The sequence below is a fragment of the Flavobacterium ardleyense genome (genome assembly GCF_042686085.1).
Taxonomy (GTDB): Bacteria; Bacteroidota; Bacteroidia; order Flavobacteriales; family Flavobacteriaceae; genus Flavobacterium; species Flavobacterium ardleyense.
The window spans coordinates 396,711-420,681 of sequence record NZ_JBHUOL010000012.1; the positions used below are offsets into that span (position 1 = coordinate 396,711).

The following is a 23,971-nucleotide window of genomic DNA, read 5'->3' on the forward strand; positions in this document are numbered from 1 at the left end:
ATTTGTATTCTAACGAAAAATGTAAAAGATATGAATGATTTTGTAGTAGTTGCTATTTTTAACAACCAAAGAGAAACGATTAAAGTAAGAAGTGTATTGGAACGTAAAAACATTCGATACATCATCCAGGATGAAGCAATAGTTTCTGTCGATCCATTGCAAAGTATTGGTTTTGGGGATATTAAATTAAAAGTGGAAGAGAAAGAAGAGGAAAATGTAAAAAACATTTTAAAAGAAATTAAAAAGGAAAAGTTTATAATTTAATGACTAATTTTAAGGGTTTACAATTACGTAAGCCTTTTTTTATGACGTCTTATGAAAGATTTTATCACAGTAGCTACTTTTAATTTCCAACACGAAATATTTAGCTTAAAAAACATTTTAGAACAAGAAGGTATTGTATATTTTTTTGAAAACGAAACTCTGATTGGTATTGATCCTTTTGGTTCGATTGCTTATGGAGGCATAAAACTAAAAGTGCATACAAACGATGAAGAATTAGTGAGAGGAATTCTAAAAGGTTTGAATGAAAACGATCCTTTAAAAATTGTTTAATTTATAAAAGTTGAAAGTTATCAACATATATTAAATACAACAAAATATTTTTTTAATTAATTTTAAATTAATGATGGTTATTATAGTGTGTTAATAGCTGCTATAAGTTTTCGAAAATAAGGTGTGATTTAAAGTTATGGTTAGTTATACAATGTAATTAACAATTTGAAAAAGGAGTAATGATTTGAAGATTAGCTTCAATGAAAATTATTTTACGAAGTTATGAACAACTGTTAAAATCTGATTTCACTATACAATTGTAAATAACTTTAGTATTCAATTTCTATTGATAACTAGGTGAAAAGTGTTGATAAGTATTCAACAAATCACCCAAACTAAATTAGCTTTTTATAATTAAGATTTGGATTACAATTTATTTACTTACAACCAAAAAAAACTTCTTATTTTCTATCTAAAGTTGTTAACAAAAGTTATCATTTTAGGTTTCTTTGATTATCAAGGCTTTAAGAAAAGCTATTAACAATTGTTAATATCGAAATTCCATAACTACTTAATCAATTGATTTTCAATATAATAATAAAATTAGTTATATTTTAAGATGCTGAATAAGAATTCTGTTTTTAACTTTAGTATTTTTGTAGTAACAAAAACGCAACTTATGAAAATTTCAATCGGAAACGATCACGCTGGACCAGCGTACAAAAAAGCAATTGTCACTTATTTAGAAGAAAAAGGATATACCGTTTTCAATCACGGAACCGATACTTTTGACAGTGTTGATTATCCAGATTTTGGACACGCAGTTGCTTATGATGTGCAATCTAAAAAAGCCGATTTAGGAATTGTAATTTGTGGTTCAGGAAATGGAATTGCAATGACAGCGAATAAACATCAAGATGTTCGTGCTGCTTTGTGCTGGACAAAAGAAATTGCCGCTTTAGCACGCCAACATAATGATGCTAATATTATAAGTATTCCTGCACGATATACTTCAATTGAACAAGCCGTTGAAATGGTAGATACTTTCTTAAATACAAAATTCGAAGGCGGAAGACACGCCAATAGAGTGAATAAAATCGCTTGTAAATAAATTTAGATAAAAGATACTTAGACATTAGATTTTCAGACCTAAAACCTTGCTGATCTATTCATTGAATATACGAATATCCCAAAATCTAAAAAATGAGCCACGTTCAAATTCACAAGCACGAAGTAAAAGGAACTAATTTATTAATTTCTATTTTACTGAATGTTGTTATTACGGTGGCCCAACTCATAGGTGGAATTATATCAGGAAGTTTAGCATTGATTTCCGATGCTTTGCATAATTTTTCTGATGTAATTTCATTGATTTTTAGTTTAGTCGCTCATAAATTATCCAGAAGAAAAGCTTCTTTAGACCAAACTTTTGGCTTAAAAAGAGCGGAGTTAATAGCTGCTTTTGTAAATGCTGCTACTTTGATTATTGTAGCTTTTATTTTAATTTATGGTGCTATCGGACGTTTCTTCAATCCGCAAGATATAAAGTCTAATCTTGTTATTTGGTTGGCTTTACTAGGAATTTTAGTGAATGGTTTTTCGGTAATCTTACTTAAAAAAGATGCTGATCATAATTTAAATATGAAATCGGCTTATTTGCATTTACTAACTGATATGTTGGCTTCCGTAGCAGTATTAATTGGTGGTTTGTTAATGAAATTTTACGATTGGTTTTGGGTAGATAGTGTTATGACCATCTTAATCGCTGTCTATTTAATAATCGTAGGATTCGATTTAATTATAAAGTCGACCAAAATGCTAATGCTTTTTACACCCGAACATATTGATATAAAAGAAATTGTTCGCGAAGTGCATAAAATTCCCGGTGCCGGAAGATTGCATCACATTCACGTTTGGCATTTAAATGAAGAAGAAATTCATTTAGAAGCCCATTTAGAATGTACATCTGATATTTCTTTAACCGAGTTTAACAGCTTACTACATGAAATTGAAGTATTAGTTTTTGATAAATTCGGAATCAATCACATCACCATACAACCCGAATTTAAAAAAGAAGATCCAAAAGACTTCATCGTTCAAGACTGATTTCTAAAAAATTAAATATATTATAAAGTATGAAAAATTATTATGCATGCATAGTATTTTTTTATACATTTACGTTCTATAACTAGAACAAAACAACTATGTCAACTACTTTAACTATTAAAAAACTCCTTGTTGCAAACAGAGGAGAAATTGCTATTCGTGTATTTCGTGCGGCTACCGAATTAAGAATTCAAACCGTTGCGGTCTATACTTTTGAAGATCGCTATTCTTTACATCGCTACAAAGCCGATCAAAGTTTTCAAATTGGCGATGATACAGAATCCATCAAACCTTATTTAGATATTGAAGAAATCATTAAAGTAGCTAAAGAAAATCAGGTCGATGCCATTCATCCTGGTTATGGTTTTTTATCTGAAAATGTTTCTTTAGCCAAACGATGTTTAGAAGAAGGAATTGTTTTCGTTGGTCCACGAATTGAAGCAATGTTGCAATTAGGCGATAAAGTTGAAGCAAAAAAAGTTGCCAGAGCAATTGGTGTTCCGTTAATTCAAGATTCAAAAATAAAATTAGAAACGGTTGAAGATGCAATAAGTGAAGCAATAGCAATAGGATTTCCAATTATGTTAAAAGCTGCTGCTGGTGGTGGTGGAAGAGGAATGCGAGTAATTCGCAATGCCGAAGAAATGAAAACAGCTTTTGTAAATGCAAAAAGTGAAGCTTTAAAATCATTTGGAGATGATACTGTTTTTATTGAAAAATTCATTGACAATCCAAAACATATTGAAGTTCAAATATTAGGTGATAATCACGGAAATGTGGTTCATTTATACGAAAGAGATTGCTCGGTTCAAAGGCGTTTTCAGAAAGTAATTGAAATTGCACCTTCGATTTTAAAACAAGAAACCAAGCAAAAATTATATGACTATGCGATTAAAATTGCAAAATATGTCAATTACAACAATGCTGGAACGGTTGAGTTTTTAGTTGACCAAGAAGAAAATATTTACTTTATCGAAGTAAATCCGAGAATTCAAGTCGAACACACTATTACTGAAGAAATTACAGGAATTGATATTGTTCGTTCGCAACTTATTATTGCGGCGGGTCATCCTTTATCGCACAGTCAAATATTTATACATAATCAAGAAGATATTCCTTGTAAAGGTTGGGCAATTCAATGTAGAATCACCACGGAAGATACAGAAAACGACTTCAAACCTGATTACGGAACAATTATAGCTTATCGAAATGCAGGAGGTTACGGAATTCGTTTAGACGAAGGAAGTTGTTATTCGGGCGTTACGATTTCGCCATTTTTCGATTCGATGTTGGTAAAAGTTTCATCTAGTGGTCGAACTTTAAAAGGAGCTTCAGACCGATTGAGAAGAACTTTAGAAGAATTTAGAATTAGAGGTGTAAAAACAAATATTCCGTTTTTGACTAATGTAATGTCCAATGAAACCTTTAGAAACGGAGAAGCAACGGTTAATTTTATTCCAGAAAATCAACATTTATTAAAACCTCGTCAAGGATATTCGCAAGACAGAGGAACCAAATTAATAAAATATTTAGCAGAGGTTAAAGTAAATGGTCATCCTGATGTTAAAAAAGTAGATACCGATAAAGTATTTAGAAAACCATTAGTGCCACAAGTTCCACAAGGTAAATTTCCTAAAGGAACAAAGGATTTATTAAATGAAATGGGTAGAGAAAAATTTATCCAATACATTAAAAACGAAAAGAAAATTTTCTATACCGATACCACTTTGCGTGATGCACATCAATCGCTTTTCGCAACGCGTTTACGTAATTATGATATTTTAAAAGTTACGGAAGGAATGGCTAAAAATTTCCCACAACTTTTTTCATTAGAAGTTTGGGGCGGAGCTACATTTGATGTTACGATGCGATTTCTTCACGAAGATCCGTGGGAGCGTTTAAGAGCGATCCGAAAAGCAGCTCCAAATGTATTGCTTCAAATGTTATTTAGAGGAAGTAATGCCGTGGGATATTCCGCTTATCCAGATAATGTTTTAGAACAATTTATCATTAAAAGTGCCGAAAACGGTATCGATGTGTTCCGAATTTTCGATTCTCTAAACTGGATTGAAGGAATGAAACACAGTATAAAAATCGTTAACGAGAAAACTAATGCTATTGCAGAAGCTTGTATTTGCTATACCGGAGACATTTTAAATCCTGAACGCCAGAAATTCAACTTAGACTATTATGTCAATTTGGCGAAGGAATTAGAAGCTGCCGGAGCAAATATGTTGGCGATTAAAGATATGGCGGGTTTATTAAAACCTTATGCAGCTCAAGTGTTGATTACCGAGTTGAAAAAGCACATTTCAATTCCTATTCACTTGCATACGCACGATACTTCTTCGATTCAATCGACAACTTATTTAAAAGCAATTGAAGCTGGTGTAGATGTTGTAGACGTAGCTTTAGCATCAATGAGTGGCTTAACTTCGCAACCAAATTTCAATTCATTAGTTGCGGCTTTAGAAGGTTCGGAAAGAGAAAATCCGATTGACCTGAAAAAATTAAACGAATATTCGAATTATTTTGAAGTCGTTCGTGAATATTATTATCCATTTGAAAGTGAATTAAAAGCTGGAACAGCCGAAGTGTACGATCACGAAATTCCAGGCGGTCAATATTCAAATTTATTACCACAAGCAAGAGGTTTAGGCTTAGAAGATAAATTTGAAACCATTAAAGAAAATTACAAAGTGGTCAATCAATTGTTTGGCGATATTGTAAAAGTAACGCCGTCTTCAAAAGTGGTTGGCGATATGGCTTTATTTATGACTTCTAACAATTTAACAGCTCAAGATGTGATCGAAAAAGGTGATACTTTGGCCTTTCCAGAATCGGTAAAACAACTTTTTAGAGGTGATTTGGGTCAACCCTATTTAGGTTTTCCAAAAGAATTGCAAAAATTAATCTTGAAAAAAGAGCAACCTTATACCGAAAAACCAAACGCACATTTAAAACCAATTGATTTTGAAGTCCAATTAAAAGAGCTTCACGAAAAATTCGATGATAAGTTAACTACCGAAGATTTACTGTCTTATATAATGTTTCCAAAGGTTTTCGAAGATTTTTATAACTTTAGAAAGCATTTCGGAAGAGTTGAAAAGTTACCAACAAAAAGTTTTTATTATCCATTAAAACCAAATGAAGAGATACTTGTAAACTTAGATTTAGGAAAAAACATAATCATCAAATTACGCTATATGGGCGAACCGAATGAAGATGGTTTTAGAGAAGTATTTTTCCAAATGAATGGTCAAACTCGAAATGTATTAGTGAAAGACAATTCGGTAAAATCAGTGAAAGTTACCAATGCAAAAGCAAGCGGTCCTAATGATATTGGAGCTCCATTACAAGGAAGTTTACTTAAAATTCTCGTAAAAGAAGGTGATAAAATAGAAAAAGATACACCATTATTTATTATTGAAGCGATGAAAATGGAAACTACGATTTGTGCACCAAAAGCAGGTACAATTTACAAAGTAGTGCTTAAAGAAAAAGCAATGATCGAACAAGATGATTGCGTAATTGAAATTCAATAAGCATTCAAAATAATAATAAAGCTGTTTCATTTTTATGGGACAGCTTTATTCGTTAAATTTACCTATTAATAGCAAAAACTTTAATGAGCGAAATTAAACCACAGTTTAAAAAAGAATATTATCCGATTAACGATGAACTAAGAACATATCTTGAAAAGTATAAAAGAGTTACAAAAACCAATGTTTTTTATGACGATTTATTGCGTTTTCAAGGAGCAATCGATGTTTTTGATAAAAACGGAAAGGATACTTTATGGATTAGAGTTTATTATAATGAATATGAAAGAGTTGAAATAGATCGTTCTTTAAAAAAGATTTATACACTGTTACATTCCGATGGAAATGAGAGTAATTTCGATTTCTTAAATGTAGATGAAATTGATTTTTGCACTTTTGGAAATTCGAAGCCTTTTCGTATTAAAGTCAGAAATATTCTAAACGACAATTACACCCATTTTTACATCAAAAAAGCAGATGCTTCTCGTGTATTTGGTTTGGAATTAGAACATATTTTATCGCCCAATCGAATCAATTATTTAGTATTTAAAGATACTTTAATTGAAGAACATATTTTAGGAATTCCAGGCGATGCTTTTCTTGAAAATAACTTAAAAAATTGTACCGAACACGAAAAAGCACAAATAGCAAAACAATTCGTGAAGTTCAATGAACGCTGTATGATTGGCTTGCTTGGCGATATGCGATCTTATAATTTTGTGATTATTCCGATTTATGATTTTGATCAATTGGTGTATAAAATTAGAGCAATTGACTTCGATCAACAGTGTTATGAAGGCAGTTTTAAATTGTATAAACCGTTCCTGTTCAAAGAAAATTATTTGTATAGTAAATTAGTTCAAGACAAATTAAATCAGAATGCGATTGAGCAATATCAAAACGAAGAACGTTCGGTATTAGTTAAAAGATTAAGCGATTCAGAAACCCGAATTGACGATTTACTTCTTGCAATGAAAAACACCCAATTAGCACCAAAAGAACACGTAGAACAACTGAAAGAAGAAGTATACCAATATTCTTTAGATATTGAATTTAAGAAAGCAAATTCGATGGGCGAAGTTGTAGAAGCAGCATTAAATTTTATGAAGAGAAATTATAAATTCGAAGAGTAAAACGTTCAATTCCTTCCTATGGAAAAATTAGAAATTGATAACATAAGCAAACTTTTAAAAATTAGAAATCCGAATTCCCACAAAGGCGATTTCGGTCACGCCTTACTTATTGCGGGAAGTCAGCAAAAAATGGGAGCTGCGATTATTTCTGCAAAAGCTTGTTTAAGAAGTGGTGCTGGATTATTAACGGTTGCTATTCCAAAAGAAGAACGCAATGCATTATTTAGTACAATTCCCGAAGCAATGTTGCATTTTAGAGAAGAACCGATTGAATTTTCAAAATATAATTGTCTCGCTATTGGACCAGGATTAGCACAAGATGAAGTGGCGAATAAATTACTTCAATCCGTACTTTCAGCAGTAAAATATCCAATAATTTTAGATGCGGATGCTATAAATATGTTAGCATCTAACAAAGATTTAATACTTCAATTACCAATAAATTCAATTTTAACGCCTCATCCCAAAGAATTTGATCGATTATTTGGAAATCATTCTTCAACCGAGGAAAGAATAAAAACGGCAATTCAAAAAGCAAAGGAATACAATTGCATCATTGTTTTAAAAGGACACGAAACTTTGATTACAGATGGAAAACAAAGTTTCAAAAATACAACTGGAAACTCAGGATTAGCAAAAGGAGGTTCGGGCGATGCATTAACTGGAATCATTTTAGCCTTTCTTGCTCAAGGATACGAACCGATAAATGCTTCCAAACTAGCGGTTTTTCTCCATGGACTTTCAGCAGATCTCACTTTAGAAAATCAAAGTGAAGAAAGTATGTTAATTACAGATGTTATTGGAAATTTAGGAAAAGCGTTTAAAAAAATCCAATCCAAAATAAAGTAATGCTAGTTGAAGGATTACAATACCAAAAACCACCAATTTAAAAGAATTTTTATTCGTTTTGTGTCGAAACACCAGCATTCCTAGAATTCCACCGATTATTCCACCAAATACCATTAAAAGAAATAAACTTCGTTCTGAAATTCTATTTGTTCTATTTTTAGCCAATTGTTTATCATAGCCGAAAATTATAAATGTTATTAGATTTAGTAGAAGAATTAGAATTATTACAAAAGGCATTTCGGTTTTTTTTCAAATATACCGCTTTAATTTGCTTAATTCTATTGTATTTATTTAGGGTTTAATATACTTAATTTTGCTAAATTGCATCAGTAAATTACAATTTAATGACAACGATTCAATTCATTCAAAACCAAACCAATATTGCTGTTAAAAGCATTGAAAATACGTTACAATTACTTTCAGAAGATTGTACAATTCCCTTTATTTCTCGCTATCGAAAAGACTTTACTGGAAATTTAGATGAAGTTCAAATTGAAACAATTGCCAAATTAAACAAGCAATTTGAAGAAATCAACAAGCGAAAAGAAAGCATTTTAAAATCGATTTCAGAGCAAAATGCGTTGTCACCCGAATTGAAATCGAAAATTGAAAACAGTTACGATTTACAAGAATTGGAAGACTTTTATTTACCTTATAAAAAAACCAGAAAAACTAAAGCGGATACTGCTCGTGAAAACGGATTAGAACCTTTGGCAAAAATAATAATGGCTCAAAATGCCGATGATGTCGATTATATTGCTTCGAAATATTTGAACGAAAAAGTAGTAAATGAAGATGATGCATTACAAGGAGCAAGAGACATTATTGCCGAATGGATTAATGAAAATATTTACATCAGAAAAAGTTTACGTCGTATGTTTCAACGTCAAGCGGAAGTGACTACCAAAGTGGTGAAAGCTAAAAAAGACGATGAAAATGCACAGAAATTTGTACAATATTTCGATTGGGCAGAACCGATTTCAAAAACGCCTTCACACCGATTATTAGCGATGCTTCGTGCTGAAAACGAGGGATTTGTGAAATTAAATGTGGCTATCGATAAAGAAGAAGCACTTACTTTCATTGAAGAAAATATCATCAAAAACAAAAAAACTGATACTACTTCGCATTTAGAATTAGCTATAAAAGACAGTTACAAACGCTTATTAGAACCCGCAATTTCAAACGAAACGTTGCAAGAAGCGAAAGCGAAAGCGGATATCAAAGCAATTGATGTCTTTTCAGAAAATTTGCGTCAGTTGTTGTTGGCACCGCCATTAGGTGAAAAGCGAATTTTAGCGATTGATCCTGGTTATCGTTCGGGTTGTAAAGTGGTTTGTTTGGATGAAAAAGGCGATTTATTGAACAACGAAACGATTTATCCGCACGCACCTCAAAACGAAAGTGCTATGGCGATGAAAAAAATTCGTTCGATGGTGAATGCCTATAATATTGAAGCCATTTCGATTGGAAACGGAACCGCTTCACGCGAAACCGAATTTTTCATTAAGAAAATCGCATTTGATAAACCGGTTCAAGTTTTTGTGGTTTCGGAAGCAGGAGCTTCGGTATATTCGGCGAGTAAAATTGCCCGTGAAGAATTTTCTAATTACGATGTTACGGTTAGAGGTTCAGTTTCTATCGGACGTAGATTATCAGATCCGTTAGCCGAATTGGTAAAAATCGATCCAAAATCAATTGGAGTAGGGCAATATCAACACGATGTTGATCAAACGAAATTACAAACCGCTTTAGATAGCACGGTAATTAGTTGTGTGAACTCTGTTGGAATTAACATTAACACAGCGAGTAAATCGTTATTGAGTTATGTTTCTGGAATCGGTGAAAAAATGGCCGAAAACATCGTAGCTTATCGTTCAGAAAACGGTCCGTTTGAAGACCGAAAGGAATTGAAAAAAGTACCGCGTTTGGGCGAAAAAGCATTTCAACAAGCGGCTGCATTTATTAGAATTAAAGATGGTAAAAATCCGTTAGATAATTCGGCAGTCCATCCAGAAGCTTATAAAATTGTGGAAAAAATGGCAAAAGATTTGGGTATCAAAACCACAGAGTTAATTGCTAACAAAGAATCAATCGCTAAAGTAAAACCAGAAAATTATATTACACCCGAAATTGGAATATTAGGTTTAAAAGACATTCTTAAAGAATTAGAAAAACCAGGATTAGATCCAAGAAAAGTAGCTAAAATATTTGAATTTGATCCCAATGTTCGTTCTATCAAAGATTTAAAAACAGGTCAAATTTTACCGGGAATTGTTAATAATATCACTGCTTTCGGATGTTTCGTGGATTTAGGAATCAAAGAAAGTGGTTTGGTTCACATATCCCAATTGAAAGAAGGTTTTGTGTCTGATGTCAACGAAGTAGTAAAAATGCATCAACACGTTCAAGTAAAAGTTGTTGAGGTGGATGAAGCGAGAAAGAGAATTCAGCTGACTATGGTACTTTAAGAAGAAGGCCGAATTTCTAAGATGAAATTCGGCCTTTTTGCAATATATTTTGAAACTATTTTTTGACAATTAAATTTGGATAGATTTCAATAATCTTATTGTAGAATGTTTCACCTACCACTTGATTTTTTGTTAGCATTAGAGAATAGTTATTTCCAAACATTGAAGTAACGTCACTGTTAAAAGCAATCCTATCGTGAACTTCAATTGCAGTACTTTGACCATCTATATTAAAAGTAAAAATATACTTTTTGGCAAGAATTTCTGTAGATTTGGAAGTTGCACCTTCAGAATTGTTTTTTTCTACTTCAGAAGTAACAATAGCATTAGATAACCGATCAGCGTTAAATATTAAATGTTCTTTAAGATCACCTTCAACAGTAGTACTAAAGTAATGCATTTTTCCTTCACTTAAAACTACAAAACTTGGTGTTTCTACAGTTCTAAATTTTACGGTTCCTAAAGTTAATGCAGATTTTAGCAGATCTTTACCTACATCTTTTGCTTTATCCATTCCAGTATAAGGAATTGTTGCAGATGTAAAAGCATCGATAGGAGCATTTCGCATCCAATCTTTAATATAGTTATATTCAGAATCTAAATATTCTTTTTGGTAAACAGCACTACTTAATCTTTCAGTTGCCAAATCTTGCGAAGTCACATGTTTTTTGTTTTTATTCATCATATAAAACATCAGCGCAAAACCTAGTGAAAGTACAATCGCGGGTATTATAAAGAGGCTAAAATCCATAATTAAACTTCTCTAGCTTCAACGCTATCTTTTTTACCTATACTTCCCCAGATAAACAAACCAATCAATAAAGCTAGAATAATTTTACCACCATATTTATTATAGAAGGGCACTTTCAAAACGTCGTCTTTTGATATTTTATTTTCAGCTAGTAATTCGTCCATTTCAGCTTCAGGAACGTCATAATAAACTTCACCTTTTTCATTATATAAAACTAACTTTGGCTCTTTCGTAATCCATAAAGGCAAGATCCAAGCGATATTAAACTCTTCATGAAGCGTTGCTAATTCAAGATATTCTTTGCTTCCTTCAGTACTTTCATACATTTCATTGTCAGGTAATTCTGCTACGATCGTAATGACTTCTCTATTTCCAAAAGGAATTTTTGCTTTAGCAAAAGTGGTATTTAATCCAAATGCTACAAATAGAATAACTAAAATTTTTTTGTAATTTCTCATTTTTTTAAGTTGATTTCGAGCAAAAATATATTTTTATTTACAATTAAAAAATATTAATGTAAATAAATGGCATAATTTAAATCATGAGATTCTAATAAATTACATACAGAAAAATCAAAATATTTGATTATCCATTGAAGGTCAGAATGTTAAACAGTTGTTAAAGAAGAGATTGCACAAATATTTAATAAATGGAATTAATTGATTGTCGGGTTTGTGAATTTAATAATTAAAAAGAAAGAATTGATTCATCTGTTCAAAACTGAAAAGATGTTATATTTAAGAAGTAATAACAGTTTTAAAAAGTTTTAAAGATTATCAGTAATTGAGATTGAAAAGATGATCAGTTGTTACTTATAATAAAAAACAAAAAAATTCCAAATTTCAAAACTTACCTAAGTAGCTTTTGAAATTTGGAATTTTAAAATTCAGAGTCTAAAAAAGTTAATTTCCAGCTTTCTCTTCTTCTCTTCTTTTTGAATAACCTGCTTTTTTACCCAAATAATAGCCAATATAAAATAATGCTACCGGAAGTACTAGAGAGAAAAATAAAATTATAAACTGAACGATAAAAGGAGAACCTAAAAATATCATAAGTTTTATTCTTTAAGTTTTTCTTCTGCTTCTTTCTTAGAATTAGCTGGTTGATCGTCTTCTTTAGCAGCGTTTTTAAACTCTTTAATTCCAGATCCAATTCCTTTCATTAATTCAGGAATTTTTTTCCCACCAAAAAGCAACACAATAAGAGCAATTACTACAATAACTTGCATTGGACCAATAGCTCCTAAAAATATAGATAATGCGTTCATAATTACATATAATTTAAAGTACAAAGATATAAAGAAATAAACAAATGATTATTTTTTAACTAATTATTATGTCGTTTCAAATTACAAACACGTTGTATTTAGTATATTTGTGGTATAAACCCCTTTTCAAATGGCTAAAAAAAAGGTGAAACGCCAATTACTTCAACGAAAATTATTTAACAAGCGAAGATTAATAATTCTTAATGAAGACACTTTTGAGGAAACTTTTTCATTAAAATTAAACTTAATGAATGTGTTTGTTGTGGGAACAATTGGTGCTATTCTAATCATTATTACAACTACCTATATTATTGCTTTTACCACACTTCGCGAATATATTCCGGGTTATGCTTCTACAAAACTGAAGCAAGAAGCTATGGAAATGGCCATTAAATCAGATTCTTTAGAAAAAATGGTACATGTCAATAACGCTTACATCGCTTCCATTAAAAAAGTATTAACAGGTGATTTAGAATATGCGAAACTTAATAAAGATTCGATAGCTGCAACGGATGTTTCTAAGAAAGATGAAAGTGGACTTTTAGCCACTACTAAAGAGCGAGAATTAATAAATCAGGTTATTAAAGAAGATAAATACAATGTGTTTGAATCTTCTAAACCTAAAGTTAGTTTTGTCATGTTTGCACCAGCTCAAGGTACAATTTTGCAAAATTATGACGCTTTAAATAAACACTTAGCTGTAAAAATTGCACTGACCAGTAATACGCCTATAAAAGCTGTGGCAGCAGGAACTGTAATATTTTCTGCTTGGACACCGAGTTCAGGATATGTGATTATTGTGCACCACAAAGATGATATTTTATCGGTTTACAAAAATGCAGCTTCTACAACCAAGAAACAAGGAAATATTGTAAAATCAGGCGAAGTTATTGCGCTGGCAGGAAATGCAAATACAGTTCAAAATATTGGTGTAACGCTATTATTTGAATTATGGAAAGACGGTTTCCCTATTGATCCTACTCAATTTATCAATTTCAATTAAGATGTCAATTAAAACTTTTGCTGCAAAGTTATTTGCGAAGAGAATCCATACGAAAACTCAGAAATGGGTTACTAATCCGGTTGAAACCCAACAAAAAGTTTTTGAATCGTTACTTCTTGAAGCATCTCAAACTGAATTTGGGAAAGACCACGATTTTCAGAATATTAAAACATTTACTGATTTTGCTAAAAAAGTGCCTGTTCGTGATTATGAAGGTCTGAAGGCTTATGTGGATCGAGTAGTAGGTGGAGAAGCAAATGTACTCTGGAAAGGAAAACCACTTTATTTTGCTAAAACTTCAGGAACTACTTCAGGCGCCAAATATATCCCACTAACAGCTGAATCGATGCCTTTTCATATTGAAGCCGCTCGAAATGCTATTTTAGGTTACATTCACGAAACAGGTAAAGCTGATTTCGTAACAGGAAAAATGATCTTTTTGCAAGGAAGTCCACTTTTAGAAGAAAAAAACGGAATTAAATTGGGAAGATTGTCAGGTATTGTAGCACATTTTGTTCCAAAATATCTGCAAAAAAATAGAATGCCGAGCTGGGAAACCAATTGTATTGAAGATTGGGAAACTAAAATCAATGCGGTCGTTGCCGAAACCATCAATGAAAATATGACTGTGATTTCGGGAATTCCATCTTGGGTACAAATGTATTTTGAAAAATTGAGAGAAAAAGCGAATAAACCAGTTGGTGAAATTTTTAAAAACTTCAATTTATTCATTTATGGCGGTGTTAATTACGAACCTTATCGGGCTAAGTTTGAAAATTTAATTGGTAGAAAAGTTGACTCTATCGAGTTATTTCCAGCCTCCGAAGGATTTTTTGCTTATCAGGATTCTCAAAAAGAAAAAGGAATGTTATTGTTGTTAAATTCTGGAATTTTCTACGAATTTATCAAAACATCCGAATTTTTCGATGGAAATCCGAGACGCTATACAATTGGTGAAGTTGAATTAGGTGTGAATTACGTTTTAATCATTTCAACCAATGCAGGACTTTGGGCTTATAATATTGGTGATACAGTTCAATTTACAAGTTTAAAACCTTATCGCATCATCGTTTCTGGTCGAATTAAACATTATATTTCTGCTTTTGGCGAACATGTTATTGGCAAAGAAGTCGAAGCGGCATTGCAAGAAGCGATGCAAGAAACAGAAGTTCGTGTGAATGAATTTACGGTGGCGCCACAAATCAATCCCAATTCTGGATTGCCTTATCACGAGTGGTTCATCGAATTTGAAAATGAACCTAATGATTTGGAAGATTTCGCTTTAAGAATCGACAATGCTATGCGAAAACAAAACGCCTATTACGATGATTTAATTGTTGGAAATGTATTGCGTACGCTTGTCATCAATAAAGTTTCGAAAAACGGCTTTCAAGATTATATGAAATCCATCGGGAAATTAGGCGGACAAAATAAATTGCCACGACTTTCCAACGATAGAAATATTGCAAATTTTTTCAATAAAACTAAATAACCCGTTGTCATTCTGAACTCGTTTCATAATCTAAAAATAGAAGTTGAAACTATTCCGAAGTTTCGGAACAGCTTTACAGGATTACACTTACTTTATGTATAAATATATTTTCCTTTATTTTGTCTCATTTTCTCTTTCCGCACAAATAAAAGGCGTGGTAAAAGATAGTATTTCGGGTGAACCGATATCGTATGTAAATATTTGGGTGGAAAACGAAACTATTGGAACAACTTCAGAAGTGAATGGTGGTTTTTCTTTAGATGTTAAAAAGGATAAAACTATTATTTTTTCAGTTTTAGGCTATGAAAAAAAGAAGTTAAAAGGAACCGATGTTGGAATAGTTCAATTAAATCCGATAGCTTATGAATTGGATGAAGTGATCGTTTTAGACAAAAAACAATCCAAACAAGTTGAAATTGGCAATATCAAAAACGCTATTTTTGAATCTTTTGATAACGGTCCAAAAGTCGAAGCCAAGTATTTTCCTTATCAAGATTCTTACACCAAAACCAAATACATAAAAGAAGTTACTATTTTCACGGATAGCCGCATCGATAATGCAACCATCAAACTTCACTTTTATAGTGTGGATGAAAATGGAGCTCCAGGTCCGGAATTATTAGCCAAAGATTTGATCGTCAATCTAAATAAAGGAGTTATAAAACATCGTTTTTCAGTAGCAGATTATGATTTGGTTTTCCCGAAAAACGGCCTTTTTGTAGCTTATGAGAAATTGTTAATTGAAAGTAATAAAACTGGAAATAAATACCAACCTTATGTATTGTATAATTTCGTCGAAAGAGACTATTTTTATACCTATGCTTATGGAAAGTGGACTAAGTTAAATGGAGATGAAGAAGGAAAGTTATTAATATACGAACCTTCAATAAACCTAATTTTAAGTAACTAAAAATAAATTGTACTTTTGCCGGTTAGATAAACATACTATAATGAAAGACACAAAAAACATTTCGCGTTCTAGAGCGCAAGAGTCCTCGGCAGCTATTGAGCGACTGTACATTACGATGAGGCATTTATTCAACAGAGGTTTTTACAAACCAATGGGTGTTTCAGGAGAAACTTTAAGAGAAGCTTTATTAGCACTTCGACCAGAAATTTACGGCTCTATTGCCGAAGAAAAAGTAGAATTAAACGGATTATTATACGTTATTGAACGTTTACCCATAGGAATTGAAGAATGCCGTTACATCAATTTAACGTCAGATGAAGGCTATTCTAATTCGCACTTTAAAGCGATTGTTCCACCAAAAAGAAGAAGAAATTGCTACCGAATTGACGATGAGCAAATGAACGTTGAAATCACCAGAGGTCGTTCAGATATTTATGATATTTTAACGCATTTGACATTCATTTTCATCGAATCCCATAAAATAAAAGATAAAGTTTTAATTGATGATGAAGGCGCCGTTTCTCGCGATTGGCAAAAACTAGAAGCAGCTGTTAAACAAACTAAGAAATTAAGTTTAATAGAACGTGAAAAAGCGATTTCTCACGCAGCCAATGTATTGGGAAGGACCTTCGCTAAAGTTCAAGATATTTATGATGACTTCGCTACTCCAGAAGCACCAGATCGTTTTTTACACGTGGTGTATTGGTTAGGGAAATTAGCGATTGAAGAAGTTGTGGACAATAATAAAAGAACTATAACTTTTAGTCCGATTTTAAGAGAGCGTTTAGGACATCACATTTACGGAGATATTTGGGCAACTAAAATCAAAGAAGTTTTACAACAAAATAATTTATTACACAGACCAATTCACATTATCAGTGCGAATATGCACAGTGTGATGAATTCGATATTTGCAGAACCTGTTTTAGGAAAAAAATATAAAAATACGCCTCAATTTCAAATATTTGAGGATTTAAGTAGTTCGGCAAACAAAGACTTGCGCAAGAAAGTAGAAGATGTTGCGTTACAACAAGGTATGATTTCCTTGCCAGATACATCGGGAACCAATATTGATGTTCAGATTTTTGATACCGCTAAGATTGATTTAAGTAAAACTATTTTTGCTTCGTCAACAATAACAACTGAAAAACCAGTACTTATTGTGATGGATTATGCGTTTGGAGAACAAGCGTTTGAAACCATTGATGAGTTATTGAAACCTTACAAAGAAGAGAAGAAAGACAAAGTATTCTTAAATGTAGAATCGGTTTCGATAATGGGAAAGGCTGGAATTCTACAAGGAGGAAAAGGCGACATTATGATTCCGTCTGCGCACGTGAACGAAGGAACAGCTGATAATTATCCGTTTGAAAACGAGTTAACAAAAGAAATGTTTGAAGGAAATGATATTCCAGTTTTTTCAGGTCCGATGATTACAGTTTTAGGAACGTCGCTTCAAAATAGAGATTTGTTGAAGTTTTTCCACGAATCGACTTGGTTAGCGATCGGATTAGAAATGGAAGGCGCTTATTATCAAAAAGCAATTCAGTCCGCTTCTAAAATCAGAAAAAGCATTCATCCAAATGTAAAAGTAAGATATGCTTATTATGCTTCAGATAATCCATTAGAAACTGGAAGTACTCTAGCTTCAGGCGGATTAGGAACAACGGGTGTAAAGCCGACTTATTTGATTACTATAAAAATATTAGAACAAATCTTCAACGTAAAATAAGCACGAATGAGTACAAACGCGCACGATCAAGAAATCGATTTAGGTCAAATAGGAAGAGGAATTATTAACTTTTTTAATAGAATGGTTAATGCTTTCTTTGATTTCCTTTTTTTTATCAAAAGGAAAATAATTATAATTGCTATTTTGTTCATTATTGGAGTTGTTGCAGCTTTTGCATTTGATACAAAAGTTTATAATCATGAAGTTGCTGTTATTCCAAATTTTGGAAGTAATGAGTATTTATATAAAAAAATCGAACAAGTTGATACAAAACTTAGGGAAGATGATGACGTTTTTTTTGAAGCTTTAGGAATCAAAAATTATAAAGATATTGTAGAGGTAAAGATTGAAGCTTATCCTGCGATTTATACCTTTGTAAACAATAAAGACTCAGAAAATAATTTTGAGCTGATTAAATTGATGGCGGAAGATGGTAACATTGATAAGATCATGAAAGATGAGATAACTAGTAAAAACTATTATCACCATAAAATATCAATTCAAACTAAGGGAATGTATAAAAAAGAAGAATTTATTATACCTTTATTAAAATACTTAAATTCAAACTCTTACTACGAAATACAACGAAAAATTACGCAAAAGAACTTAGCTGATAAATTATCATTAAATGATTCTTTAATAGTTCAAATTGATAAATTAATTATTTTGTTATCCTCTAATAATTCATCAGGAACTATTACAATATCTGAAAAAAATAGTATTCCTGAATTAATTGAAAAGAAAGATAAACTGATTTTAGAAAATCAATATTTGTTAAAGAATCAAGCAGTAGTTGATACAATTATAAAAGAAGAAAGTAGTATTATTAATATCAGACACTACAAGCCTTTGTTGCTGAATAATAAGATTTTATTTCCAGTACTATTGATTTTGTGTTACTTTTTATTTTATTCTTCTTCAAAGATTTACAAAAAACAATACTTAAGAATTAGCGCATAATGAAAAATATATTAGTAACAGGTGGAGCTGGATTTATTGGAGCCAATTTTGTACCCTATTTTATCAAAAATAATCCTGAATATCATGTAGTGAATCTAGATTTGCTTACATATGCAGGAAATTTAGACAACGTAAAAGAAGTTGAAAATCATGCTAGATATACTTTTGTACAAGGTGATATTTGTGATAGCGAGTTTATAAAAGAACTGTTTAACAAGTATCAATTTCACGATGTAATTCACTTTGCAGCAGAAAGTCATGTAGATAATTCTATTTCTGGTCCAGAAGCATTTATTAAAACTAATGTTTTAGGAACTTTTAATTTATTAGAAACGGCAAGAAAGCTGTGGATGAGTGCTCCAAATCAGTATAATGCAGGTTTTGAAAACACTCGTTTTCATCACGTTTCTACGGATGAGGTTTATGGAACATTAGGTGAGACAGGATTGTTTGAAGAAACAACTCCTTACGCACCAAACAGTCCTTATTCAGCATCTAAAGCGGGTTCGGATATGATTGTTCGCAGTTATTTCCATACGTATGGAATGAATGTAGTAACTTCAAATTGCTCTAATAATTATGGACCAAAGCAACACGATGAAAAATTGATTCCAACGATCATTCGTAAAGCAATTGCAGGTCAACCGATTCCTATTTATGGTGACGGAAAAAATGTACGCGATTGGTTGTATGTTTTAGATCACTGCACAGGAATTGAATTGGCATTCAAAAAAGGAAGATCTGGAGAAACCTATAATATTGGTGGTAGAAATGAAAGAAATAATCTACAGATTGTATATACGATTTGTGAAATATTAAATTATAAACAACCTAAAAAAGAAGGAAAATATCAAGATTTAATCACTTTCGTAAAAGACCGACCAGGACACGATTTGCGTTATGCCATTGATGCAACAAAAATCGAAAATGAACTAGGTTGGAAAGCCGGTGAAAATTTTGAAACTGGAATCCTTAAAACAGTTGAATGGTATTTACAAAAGTTTCAATTATAAGCTGGATTTTTCAGTTTGTAATTTCTAACTTCTAACTTAAAAAAATATGAAAGGAATTATATTAGCAGGAGGCTCAGGAACCCGTTTACATCCGTTGACTTTGGCGGTTAGTAAGCAATTGATGCCAATATATGATAAACCGATGATTTATTATCCTTTATCAACATTAATGTGGGCAGGAATTAATGAAATTTTAATTATTTCAACGCCACAAGATCTGCCTTTATTCGAAAAATTACTTGGCGATGGAAGTCGTTTAGGATGTAAATTCGAATACGCGGTTCAAGAAAACCCTAATGGATTAGCCGAAGCATTTATTATTGGTAAAGAATTCGTAGGAACTGATAAAGTAGCCTTAGTACTAGGCGATAATATATTTTACGGAACTGGTTTAGCCGAATTACTACAAGCAAATAACAATCCAGAAGGCGGAATTGTATATGCTTATCACGTAAATGATCCGGAACGATATGGTGTAGTTGATTTTGATGCTAACGGAAAAGTTCTATCTATTGAAGAAAAGCCAGAAGCTCCAAAATCAAATTATGCAGTTCCAGGGATTTATTTCTACGACAATGAAGTTTTGGAAATTGCAGCTAATATTAAGCCGAGTCATCGCGGTGAATTAGAAATTACAGACATTAATAAAGTATATTTAGAAAAAGGGAAGCTAAAAGTTTCAATTCTAGACCGAGGAACCGCTTGGTTGGATACAGGAACTTTTCAGTCCTTAATGCAAGCAGGTCAATTTGTGCAAGTTATTGAAGAGCGTCAAGGATTAAAAATTGGTGCTATTGAAGAAGCTGCGTACAAGATGGGCTTCATCGATGCAACACAATTAGAAAAATTAGCCCAACCTCTATTAAAAAGTGGTTATGGAACGCATTTAATGAGTTTGATTAAAAAGTAAGTATGAATTTTATTGCCACTAAATTACAAGATTGTTATATAATTGAACCTAAAATAATTGCTGATGAAAGAGGTTATTTTATGGAAAGTTTTAACGAAAAGACATTTGCAAATGGAGTAGGACAGCATGTTCACTTCGTACAAGATAATCAGTCTTTTTCTACTAAAGGCGTATTGCGAGGTTTGCATTATCAATGTGGAGACCACGCACAAGCGAAATTGGTTCGTGTTTTACAAGGAGAAGTTTTAGATGTTGCAGTAGATATTCGTCCTAACTCGCCAACTTATGGTCAGTATGAAGCCGTTTTACTATCCGCTGAAAATCAAAAGCAATTTTTTGTACCAAGAGGTTTTGCACATGGATTTTTAGTTTTATCAGCAACTGCAACTTTTTTTTATAAGTGTGATAATTTTTACAATAAAGAATCAGAAGGTGGTTTGTTATTTAATGATGATGCCTTAGATATTGACTGGAATTTCCCCTTAGATCAATTGATTATTTCAGAAAAAGACACAATTTTACCCACTTTAAATAATGCCAAAAAAGTATGGTAGTTTTAGTAACAGGTGCTAACGGCCAGCTGGGTCAAGCTATACAATCGGTTGTGGAACGATATCATGCAATCGATTTTGTATTTTGCAGTTCTTCCGATTTAGATATTACGAATCAAGTAAATTGTGAAGAAGTTTTTAAAAAGCATAAACCTGATTTTTGCATCAATTCTGCAGCTTATACCGCAGTTGATAAAGCAGAAAGTGAACCCCAAAAAGCATTTGATATAAATGCAAATGGGCCCGAAAATTTGGCCCTAGTTTGTAAAAAATACGACACTATTTTAGTGCACGTTTCTACTGATTTTGTTTTTGACGCTTATTTTTCTGAAGGTACAGCTTTTTATGACAGAGAATTGAGGTTGCCTTTAAAAAGTAATTTAGGACTACAAGAAAGTGATGTGCCATTTCCTAACGGAATATATGGTTTAACGAAATTACAAGGTGAACAAGCCATTCAGGCTGTTTGGGAAAAGCATTTTATCATCAGAACCTCGTGGGTATATTCGCAATTTGGAAATAACTTCCTGAAAACGATGTTGCGCTTAGCTTCCGAAAGAGATAATTTATCGGTTGTTTCGGATCAGATTGGCACCCCAACATATGCTGTTGATTTAGCGGAAGCTTTATTAAAAATTATTGAGTCTTGTCGTACGCCACTTGTTTCAGCATCTAATTATGGAATTTACAACTTCAGCAACGAAGGTTCTTGTTCTTGGTATGAATTCGCCAAAGAAATATTTCTTCAAAAAGGAGTAATTATTGATTTACAACCAATTCCTACATCGGCCTATCCAACGCCTGCAAAAAGACCAATGTATAGTGTTTTAGATAAAACGAAAATAAAGAACAAGTTTGGTATCGTTTTGAACGATTGGAAAACTAGTTTAAAAGCTTGTTTAAAACAAGCGTAGTATAATGAAAAAAGCGTTACTCCTAATCTGTTTTTCGGCAGCATTTTCTTTTGGACAAGAAACTTCCAAAGGTTATTTTGATGCTCAACTTTTCAGAGGTAACGTATACAAACATACTAACGATGTTGGCCATCTAATTACCGGTCATCCCGATGGATTTTTAATTAGTTATAACTGGAAAACCTGTGGAAAGAAGGAGTGGGAGCAAGTTTATAATTATCCGGATTATGGAGTTTCTTATCATTATTTAGATTTTAAGAATCATTATTTAGGCGTTAATCATGCTGTTGGAATTCATTATAATTTCTATTTCTTTAATCGAAATTTGATGTTTCGAATTTCGCAAGGAATTGGAATGACTTCAAACCCTTATGATAAAGAATCGAACAATAAAAATAATGCATTTGGTACTAAAATAATGGATAATAATTATTTTCTTTTACAATACAAAAAGGAACATATTATTGACCGAATAGGCTTCCAAGCAGGAATTATGCTAACGCACTTTTCAAACGGTAGATTCAAAGCACCAAATAGCGGTATCAACACTATTGCATTAAACATCGGGCTGAATTATAGTTTTGACGAAAAGCAAGAATTTATCAAGGATTCATTACCTTCGAACGAAACATATAAAGAAAGAATTAAATACAATATTGCTTTAAGAACAGGAATTTCAGAAGGACCTGTTCCACATCTTGGACAAAGACAATTTTATCACATTGGACTTTATGCGGATAAAAGAATAGGCAGAAAAAGCGCTTTACAACTAGGAACTGATGTTTTCTTTTCCCGATATTTAAGAGATTACATCGAATTTGCCTCGGTAGCTTTTCCAGTAGGACATAAAAGTTATACCGATCCTGATGTCGATTTTAAACGAGTTGGTTTCTTTGTTGGTCACGAATTGTTCATCAATAAATTATCTATTGAAGCACAGGTTGGTTATTATATTTACAAACCTTTAGATTATGAAATTGATTTATATCAAAGAATTGGTTCTAAATATTATATTTGTGAAAATATCTTTGCTGGTGTTGGTTTAAAAACTCACGGAGCAAGAGCAGAAGCCATTGAAGCTACTTTAGGAATTCGATTATAATGAAAAACTATATCTACATATTCATCATAAGTTTGTTATTTACAGTAACAAGTTGCGGTATTTCCGAAGATTGTTTCAAAGGAAATGGTAAACAAATCACACAAAGCTTCCCCTTAGAAAACTTTACGAAAATTAAAGTGTATGATGGTGTAGGATTAGTGGTCAAAGAAGGTGCAAATTATGAAGTAAAAATAACTACTTCAGATAACATTATTGATAATTTAGACGTGAAATTAGATGGCGATATGCTGGTTGTGAAAGATAATTCAACTTGTAATATTGCAAGAGATTATGGATTAACAACAGTTTATGTAACCGTGCCGGATGGAACTAATTTTCCTTTAATTCAAGAATTAGAATTACATAGTAAAACGGATCAACAAATTAAATCAGAAGGAATATTGCATTCAACAATTGTACGATTATTTTCAATTGATTTATCAGATGGAGCAGGAACGGGAGATTTTCATATCAATGTTGAAAACAGTCAGCTTGTAGTGGAAAGCAACAATGTATCGAATTTTTATATTTCAGGAAATTGTGACGAGCTGTTAATTAATTTTTATTTTGGCAACGGTCGTTGCTATGGTGCTGATTTAAATGCGGAAAACGTCAAGGTTTATCACAGAGGTTCTAATGACATGTTTGTTTATCCCATTCAAAAAATTGAAGGTACCATTTCCGCAACAGGAAATGTTGTTTTGAAAAATGTGCCCCCAATTGTTAATGTGGAAGAAGTGTTTAGAGGACGATTAATTTATTAATTGGTT

The 23,971-nt window shown here is 32.1% G+C and carries 24 protein-coding genes; 19 read left to right on the plus strand and 5 right to left on the minus strand.

Translation table 11 applies throughout. The features are described from left to right. Positions 1 to 30: 30 nt before the first annotated feature. The 7 genes from ACFSX9_RS07440 (at position 31) to ACFSX9_RS07470 (ending at position 8,125) form a co-directional block, all read left to right on the plus strand. Positions 31 to 264, plus strand: a complete 234-nt coding sequence (locus ACFSX9_RS07440) for a hypothetical protein (RefSeq protein ID WP_379806217.1) — start codon at positions 31 to 33, stop codon at positions 262 to 264. A gap of 51 nt (positions 265 to 315) precedes the next feature. After that, positions 316 to 555, plus strand: a complete 240-nt coding sequence (locus ACFSX9_RS07445) for a DUF2007 domain-containing protein (protein ID WP_379806219.1) — start codon at positions 316 to 318, stop codon at positions 553 to 555. A 619-nt stretch (positions 556 to 1,174) separates the two neighbouring features. Further along, positions 1,175 to 1,606 (plus strand): ribose 5-phosphate isomerase B, encoded by a 432-nt coding sequence (gene rpiB / locus ACFSX9_RS07450; protein WP_379806220.1) that lies wholly within the window; start codon positions 1,175 to 1,177, stop codon positions 1,604 to 1,606. A 92-nt stretch (positions 1,607 to 1,698) separates the two neighbouring features. Further along, positions 1,699 to 2,601, plus strand: coding sequence for a cation diffusion facilitator family transporter (locus ACFSX9_RS07455; protein WP_379806222.1), 903 nt, complete (start codon positions 1,699 to 1,701; stop codon positions 2,599 to 2,601). 98 nt (positions 2,602 to 2,699) lie between these two features. Then, the gene (locus ACFSX9_RS07460) at positions 2,700 to 6,146 is read left to right on the plus strand and encodes a pyruvate carboxylase (RefSeq protein ID WP_379806224.1); all 3,447 of its coding nucleotides are present in this window, start codon (positions 2,700 to 2,702) and stop codon (positions 6,144 to 6,146) included. Positions 6,147 to 6,229: 83 nt separating this feature from the next. Beyond that, complete coding sequence (locus ACFSX9_RS07465; protein ID WP_379806226.1) at positions 6,230 to 7,276, plus strand: hypothetical protein; 1,047 nt, start codon at positions 6,230 to 6,232, stop codon at positions 7,274 to 7,276. An 18-nt stretch (positions 7,277 to 7,294) separates the two neighbouring features. Next, positions 7,295 to 8,125, plus strand: coding sequence for an NAD(P)H-hydrate dehydratase (locus ACFSX9_RS07470; protein WP_379806228.1), 831 nt, complete (start codon positions 7,295 to 7,297; stop codon positions 8,123 to 8,125). On the opposite strand, the gene ACFSX9_RS07475 is transcribed toward ACFSX9_RS07470, so the two are convergent. Continuing rightward, positions 8,084 to 8,362, minus strand: coding sequence for a DUF1294 domain-containing protein (locus ACFSX9_RS07475; RefSeq protein WP_379806230.1), 279 nt, complete (start codon positions 8,360 to 8,362; stop codon positions 8,084 to 8,086). The genes ACFSX9_RS07470 and ACFSX9_RS07475 overlap by 42 nt on opposite strands. A 107-nt stretch (positions 8,363 to 8,469) precedes the next feature. On the opposite strand from ACFSX9_RS07475, the gene ACFSX9_RS07480 reads away from it, so the two are divergent. After that, positions 8,470 to 10,596, plus strand: a complete 2,127-nt coding sequence (locus ACFSX9_RS07480; protein ID WP_379806232.1) for a Tex family protein — start codon at positions 8,470 to 8,472, stop codon at positions 10,594 to 10,596. A gap of 55 nt (positions 10,597 to 10,651) precedes the next feature. Here ACFSX9_RS07480 and ACFSX9_RS07485 read toward each other — a convergent pair whose 3' ends face one another. The 4 genes from ACFSX9_RS07485 to ACFSX9_RS07500 form a co-directional block, all read right to left on the minus strand. Then, on the minus strand, positions 10,652 to 11,347 hold the full coding sequence (locus tag ACFSX9_RS07485) for a hypothetical protein (protein ID WP_379806234.1): 696 nt from the start codon (positions 11,345 to 11,347) through the stop codon (positions 10,652 to 10,654). Between the two features lie 2 nt (positions 11,348 to 11,349). Then, entirely contained in the window at positions 11,350 to 11,805 is a 456-nt protein-coding gene (locus ACFSX9_RS07490; protein ID WP_379806236.1) for a hypothetical protein, read from the minus strand. A 444-nt stretch (positions 11,806 to 12,249) separates the two neighbouring features. Next, positions 12,250 to 12,399 carry a hypothetical protein gene (locus ACFSX9_RS07495; RefSeq protein WP_379806238.1) on the minus strand — a complete coding sequence of 50 codons (150 nt, stop codon included), beginning with the start codon at positions 12,397 to 12,399 and terminating at the stop codon, positions 12,250 to 12,252. A gap of 5 nt (positions 12,400 to 12,404) precedes the next feature. Beyond that, entirely contained in the window at positions 12,405 to 12,614 is a 210-nt protein-coding gene (locus ACFSX9_RS07500) for a twin-arginine translocase TatA/TatE family subunit (RefSeq protein WP_379806240.1), read from the minus strand. Between the two features lie 130 nt (positions 12,615 to 12,744). Between ACFSX9_RS07500 and ACFSX9_RS07505 the strand changes: the two genes are divergently transcribed. From ACFSX9_RS07505 to ACFSX9_RS07555, 11 genes are read left to right on the plus strand one after another with little or no spacing between them, the layout of a single operon-like run. Further along, positions 12,745 to 13,617 carry a murein hydrolase activator EnvC family protein gene (locus ACFSX9_RS07505; RefSeq protein WP_379806242.1) on the plus strand — a complete coding sequence of 291 codons (873 nt, stop codon included), beginning with the start codon at positions 12,745 to 12,747 and terminating at the stop codon, positions 13,615 to 13,617. 1 nt (position 13,618) lies between these two features. Then, positions 13,619 to 15,109: a GH3 auxin-responsive promoter family protein gene (locus ACFSX9_RS07510; protein WP_379806244.1), complete on the plus strand. Its 1,491-nt coding sequence runs from the start codon at positions 13,619 to 13,621 to the stop codon at positions 15,107 to 15,109. Between the two features lie 43 nt (positions 15,110 to 15,152). Continuing rightward, positions 15,153 to 16,019 carry a carboxypeptidase-like regulatory domain-containing protein gene (locus ACFSX9_RS07515; protein WP_379806246.1) on the plus strand — a complete coding sequence of 289 codons (867 nt, stop codon included), beginning with the start codon at positions 15,153 to 15,155 and terminating at the stop codon, positions 16,017 to 16,019. 40 nt (positions 16,020 to 16,059) lie between these two features. Then, the gene (locus ACFSX9_RS07520) at positions 16,060 to 17,751 is read left to right on the plus strand and encodes a DUF6909 family protein (RefSeq protein WP_379806248.1); all 1,692 of its coding nucleotides are present in this window, start codon (positions 16,060 to 16,062) and stop codon (positions 17,749 to 17,751) included. A gap of 6 nt (positions 17,752 to 17,757) precedes the next feature. Beyond that, positions 17,758 to 18,711: a hypothetical protein gene (locus ACFSX9_RS07525; protein ID WP_379806250.1), complete on the plus strand. Its 954-nt coding sequence runs from the start codon at positions 17,758 to 17,760 to the stop codon at positions 18,709 to 18,711. Then, on the plus strand, positions 18,711 to 19,724 hold the full coding sequence (gene rfbB, locus ACFSX9_RS07530) for a dTDP-glucose 4,6-dehydratase (RefSeq protein WP_379806252.1): 1,014 nt from the start codon (positions 18,711 to 18,713) through the stop codon (positions 19,722 to 19,724). The genes ACFSX9_RS07525 and rfbB overlap by 1 nt, the downstream gene beginning before the upstream one ends. A gap of 46 nt (positions 19,725 to 19,770) precedes the next feature. After that, on the plus strand, positions 19,771 to 20,634 hold the full coding sequence (gene rfbA / locus ACFSX9_RS07535; protein WP_379806254.1) for a glucose-1-phosphate thymidylyltransferase RfbA: 864 nt from the start codon (positions 19,771 to 19,773) through the stop codon (positions 20,632 to 20,634). A 2-nt stretch (positions 20,635 to 20,636) separates the two neighbouring features. Further along, on the plus strand, positions 20,637 to 21,188 hold the full coding sequence (gene rfbC, locus ACFSX9_RS07540; RefSeq protein WP_379806256.1) for a dTDP-4-dehydrorhamnose 3,5-epimerase: 552 nt from the start codon (positions 20,637 to 20,639) through the stop codon (positions 21,186 to 21,188). Next, a complete protein-coding gene (gene rfbD, locus ACFSX9_RS07545; RefSeq protein ID WP_379806258.1) occupies positions 21,182 to 22,099 on the plus strand; it encodes a dTDP-4-dehydrorhamnose reductase in 918 nt (305 codons plus the stop codon). The genes rfbC and rfbD overlap by 7 nt, the downstream gene beginning before the upstream one ends. 4 nt (positions 22,100 to 22,103) lie before the next feature. Next, positions 22,104 to 23,201 carry an acyloxyacyl hydrolase gene (locus ACFSX9_RS07550; protein WP_379806260.1) on the plus strand — a complete coding sequence of 366 codons (1,098 nt, stop codon included), beginning with the start codon at positions 22,104 to 22,106 and terminating at the stop codon, positions 23,199 to 23,201. Beyond that, entirely contained in the window at positions 23,201 to 23,965 is a 765-nt protein-coding gene (locus ACFSX9_RS07555) for a head GIN domain-containing protein (RefSeq protein WP_379806262.1), read from the plus strand. The genes ACFSX9_RS07550 and ACFSX9_RS07555 overlap by 1 nt, the downstream gene beginning before the upstream one ends. The last annotated feature ends 6 nt before the right edge of the window (positions 23,966 to 23,971 follow it).

Bases quoted from the DNA above. Each gene is read 5' to 3' on its own strand.
- ACFSX9_RS07440 (WP_379806217.1), top strand. From the start codon at position 31: ATGAATGATTTTGTAGTAGTTGCTATTTTTAACAACCAAAGAGAAACG.
- ACFSX9_RS07445 (WP_379806219.1), top strand. From the start codon at position 316: ATGAAAGATTTTATCACAGTAGCTACTTTTAATTTCCAACACGAAATA.
- rpiB (WP_379806220.1), top strand. From the start codon at position 1,175: ATGAAAATTTCAATCGGAAACGATCACGCTGGACCAGCGTACAAAAAA.
- ACFSX9_RS07455 (WP_379806222.1), top strand. From the start codon at position 1,699: ATGAGCCACGTTCAAATTCACAAGCACGAAGTAAAAGGAACTAATTTA.
- ACFSX9_RS07460 (WP_379806224.1), top strand. From the start codon at position 2,700: ATGTCAACTACTTTAACTATTAAAAAACTCCTTGTTGCAAACAGAGGA.
- ACFSX9_RS07465 (WP_379806226.1), top strand. From the start codon at position 6,230: ATGAGCGAAATTAAACCACAGTTTAAAAAAGAATATTATCCGATTAAC.
- ACFSX9_RS07470 (WP_379806228.1), top strand. From the start codon at position 7,295: ATGGAAAAATTAGAAATTGATAACATAAGCAAACTTTTAAAAATTAGA.
- ACFSX9_RS07475 (WP_379806230.1), bottom strand. From the start codon at position 8,362: ATGCCTTTTGTAATAATTCTAATTCTTCTACTAAATCTAATAACATTT.
- ACFSX9_RS07480 (WP_379806232.1), top strand. From the start codon at position 8,470: ATGACAACGATTCAATTCATTCAAAACCAAACCAATATTGCTGTTAAA.
- ACFSX9_RS07485 (WP_379806234.1), bottom strand. From the start codon at position 11,347: ATGGATTTTAGCCTCTTTATAATACCCGCGATTGTACTTTCACTAGGT.
- ACFSX9_RS07490 (WP_379806236.1), bottom strand. From the start codon at position 11,805: ATGAGAAATTACAAAAAAATTTTAGTTATTCTATTTGTAGCATTTGGA.
- ACFSX9_RS07495 (WP_379806238.1), bottom strand. From the start codon at position 12,399: ATGATATTTTTAGGTTCTCCTTTTATCGTTCAGTTTATAATTTTATTT.
- ACFSX9_RS07500 (WP_379806240.1), bottom strand. From the start codon at position 12,614: ATGAACGCATTATCTATATTTTTAGGAGCTATTGGTCCAATGCAAGTT.
- ACFSX9_RS07505 (WP_379806242.1), top strand. From the start codon at position 12,745: ATGGCTAAAAAAAAGGTGAAACGCCAATTACTTCAACGAAAATTATTT.
- ACFSX9_RS07510 (WP_379806244.1), top strand. From the start codon at position 13,619: ATGTCAATTAAAACTTTTGCTGCAAAGTTATTTGCGAAGAGAATCCAT.
- ACFSX9_RS07520 (WP_379806248.1), top strand. From the start codon at position 16,060: ATGAAAGACACAAAAAACATTTCGCGTTCTAGAGCGCAAGAGTCCTCG.
- ACFSX9_RS07525 (WP_379806250.1), top strand. From the start codon at position 17,758: ATGAGTACAAACGCGCACGATCAAGAAATCGATTTAGGTCAAATAGGA.
- rfbB (WP_379806252.1), top strand. From the start codon at position 18,711: ATGAAAAATATATTAGTAACAGGTGGAGCTGGATTTATTGGAGCCAAT.
- rfbA (WP_379806254.1), top strand. From the start codon at position 19,771: ATGAAAGGAATTATATTAGCAGGAGGCTCAGGAACCCGTTTACATCCG.
- rfbC (WP_379806256.1), top strand. From the start codon at position 20,637: ATGAATTTTATTGCCACTAAATTACAAGATTGTTATATAATTGAACCT.
- rfbD (WP_379806258.1), top strand. From the start codon at position 21,182: ATGGTAGTTTTAGTAACAGGTGCTAACGGCCAGCTGGGTCAAGCTATA.
- ACFSX9_RS07550 (WP_379806260.1), top strand. From the start codon at position 22,104: ATGAAAAAAGCGTTACTCCTAATCTGTTTTTCGGCAGCATTTTCTTTT.
- ACFSX9_RS07555 (WP_379806262.1), top strand. From the start codon at position 23,201: ATGAAAAACTATATCTACATATTCATCATAAGTTTGTTATTTACAGTA.